At 48.6% G+C, this 666-nt stretch carries 1 protein-coding gene; it reads right to left on the bottom strand.

Annotated features, from left to right (window positions below; all coding sequences use genetic code 11):
- A partial coding sequence (locus AN477_RS14000) for an IS4 family transposase (RefSeq protein WP_157061973.1) occupies positions 1-666 on the bottom strand: 666 nt, incomplete at both ends.

Raw genomic sequence — 666 nt, forward strand, 5'->3', positions numbered from 1 at the left:
GTCAGGATAATAATCAAATTACCTTCACTGTCCAACGTCTCTATCCAACGCGTTGGATGAGTCATACTCCGAGAGGCGGATGAGCCGATCCTTACCACATCGTCCCGAAGAACAGGTGACCCCTGTGGTATCGTCCTTCTCTCGTACGTTTCAGCAATGCTTGTATTGTATCGGAGTCGGGTGACAAAACGCGTTCCCCCACGACAGTACTCATCAAACTTTCGGTAATCGACGTAGCCACGGTCAAATATGTAAAGTGCATCCCTGTCCAGTTCAATAAGACTGTCCATCTGCGTCCGGTCGGACGGCTTCGCTGGAGTTAGGATAGCCTTATCTGGGTGTACAAGCCCGTCTACGAAAGCCAGCCGTAAGTGTAATTTGACACCAGCATGGGTCGGAAGATACAGGGCCCAAGGGTATTGGGACAAACACAGCGTTATGGTGGAAGAGTCGACTAGGTTAATGCGACCTAATTGCTTCGTGGCCTTTTTCAGTCCAATTCTGCGAACAAGTTGCGCAATGCAATGTTGAAGAACAGCGTCTAAAAATGCCTGTTCCAAATGACGCAGCTTTCGTGACAACTGTGATGCACTGATGGACTGAATTCCGATTTCCGACTGTAGTTCCTTTGTCTCGTTCAACTTACGGCTGAGTGATGTTAGTGAC

This window comes from Paenalicyclobacillus ferrooxydans, from assembly GCF_001399675.1.
Classification (GTDB): Bacteria; Bacillota; Bacilli; order Alicyclobacillales; family Alicyclobacillaceae; genus Alicyclobacillus_B; species Alicyclobacillus_B ferrooxydans.